1 protein-coding gene is annotated in these 2,477 nt (G+C 30.2%); it reads right to left on the reverse strand.

Going from position 1 to position 2,477, the window contains the following annotated elements; genetic code table 11:
- Window positions 1-108 precede the first annotated feature (108 nt).
- Window positions 109-2,477, reverse strand: a 2,369-nt coding sequence (locus DMC01_RS13990) for a DUF5675 family protein (RefSeq protein WP_221887164.1), incomplete at its 5' end; no start/stop codon positions are given.

Genomic DNA, 2,477 nt, shown 5'->3' on the forward strand with positions numbered 1-2,477 from the left:
TCCTCTTGCATTATAAAATTTATCACATCAAGGCAAAGTTCTAAAATTATATTGGCTAAAAAATAGCCTATAAACCAAGTCATAGACATAATAATATAACATAAAATTTTATTCATATATTGCCTTTCTAGTAGAATCTAAAGCTAATGATTCCCTATTGGAATATTTTGATAAGTAAGTATAACCTATGGCTCGTAAAATCATTTTGTTATCGTAAGAATTTTTATCTGTTGGTGGTTCAAGAATTTCATCATAAATTTTTGGTTTTAAGCCACATACATTAACATAGTCGCTAGTTAAAAAATCAAAGACATTGTCTATGCTACCATTATGAAACAAATAAGCTATATTTATAGTGGCATTTTTGGCATAATTATGATTTTTGGTAATTTCATAGAAAGTTTTATAACAATTTATAGCAAAAGGAATCTGTCCAACAGCATCAGCCCAGTAAGGAATACCTTCCATTGAGACTAAGATATGTTTGTTAGCTCCATTTTCTGCTTGCTTCCAATCTCCAATCTTGCCATTAAAATATTTTGAAAAATTCACAACAAGTTCATAATTATGTTTAGACGGCACATATAGCATTTCCGCAAACTCCACCACCTCTTTCCAAGTAAAATATAAAACACCCAAGCTTTGACATTCTTGCCTGTCTTTTAACTTTTCATTTACATATAGTAGTTTATGATAATTATCGGCACTTGTTTCAAACCACTGAATGCCTTTGATCTCATAAAGTTCTTTTGCCTTTAATTTAGATTCTTTTATATTTTTTCTTTCAAGGCTAAAAAGATGTATACCTTTTTGGTTGTTAATTTTAGTTACATTATTTTCTATGTTTGTGCAATGCGTTAAGTTAAACTTATTTACAATTTTTACTCCTATATATTTTACAACTTCACTCGCTTTATGATATTTATCGTCATTTAAGATTGCCTTATAAATAAAGCCATCTTTTTGTGTTATAGCTTTGGTTAAATCGTCTTTTTTGCTAGAATCTGCCTTTAATATATTATCAGCCCAAAGATTAGGATTATTTTTATCTTTTACTCTTTCTTTAGCAATGACTAAACAACCATAAGTATTGCGAGGGGAAGCACCTTCTTGGTTTTGACTATTTTCTTTTGTATATCCCTCGTGTATCAAAATATACCTATCAGGCGATACAAAATCGTTATAAAGTTTAATATTATTTTTTCTTTTTTTTCCAATATGCCAACTTACATCATATATTCCCTCTGGGATTCGCAACTTTAACTCTCCACCTATGCTATCAGATCCATTTCTTTCTAGTATGTAAGCATAGGGGAAGTTCTCATCATCTATGGGCTTTATGCCTTTTTCATTTTCGATTTCTCCATTTTGTTTTACCCTTTGATTGTCTATATAGATATTCATTCTAGCAAGTGTAGATTCGGTAGTTTCTTTGAATCTTTCAATTAAGATTAAAATGCGTTTTTGGTATTTAATGTTTAATTCAATAAAATCATTTTCATAATCTTGTCGTTGTGAGTTTGTGTATGCTTTTTCTAATAAATTAAGCAACTCTTTTTCGCTGCTAGATTCTAAAATAATGCCTTTATCCTTTAAAGATTTAGACAATGAATGTAAGTTTATATTATATGTTTTTTCTTCTACTTTTTTATCATTTTTCTTACACAACCATTCCTTTAGGATTCTTTCATTTTCAAAGAAGCATAAATATTCCCCATCAAATTCAAGCCTAAATCTTGTTTTGATTATTTTTAATTCTATTGAAGTAATACGGTCTTGTTTGATTATCCTCTTATCATATAAATTATTATCCATATACACACGGTAAGCATTGTTTTTTGTATCAGTGCTTAAATTTATCCCCATTCTTTCATCATAAGCAAAGAAGATGATGTTTTTGTTTATAAGCTTGTTTTGTGATTCTTCTTTAGCCCCTTCTTCTTCGCTTGATTCTTTACTTGATTCTTTTTTAGTTTCATATTCGTTGTTTGATTCTTTGTCCGTTATATATTCTTCCCTTGCTTCTTTCTCAGCCTCATCCTCTTGCTTTGAATTTCCAAGTAAGCCCTCATCAAACAAAGAACTAAGTTTTAATTTCAAAAGATCTCCACAAACACCCTCTAACTCAACATAGCCCCTTGGGATAAAGCTTAATCTTTCGCCTTTGTTTGCGAGATTTATACTGGCTTCTTTCTTGCCAAGTGCTTCAAAGGCTTTGTTTCTGCCTTTTTTGTAGCTTCCATCTACTATCTTAAAAGCCCATTTGATACTCTTTGTTTCATAGCTATTTAAAGCCTTTATTTTTTTGGTGATATTTCCTTCCTCTTCTTTATACTCTCTTGCTTCTTGGCTTTTACTGTCTTTAAGCTTGCTTCTTGCAACTCTTATTTTCTGCTCCTCATAAACAAAGGCTTTAAGCATTATTTCTTGCTCTGTATCTATGGTGTAAATCTCATTTTGTGAATTTGACAAGCTAT

It is taken from the genome of Campylobacter troglodytis, assembly GCF_006864425.1.
Classification (GTDB): domain Bacteria; phylum Campylobacterota; class Campylobacteria; order Campylobacterales; family Campylobacteraceae; genus Campylobacter_D; species Campylobacter_D troglodytis.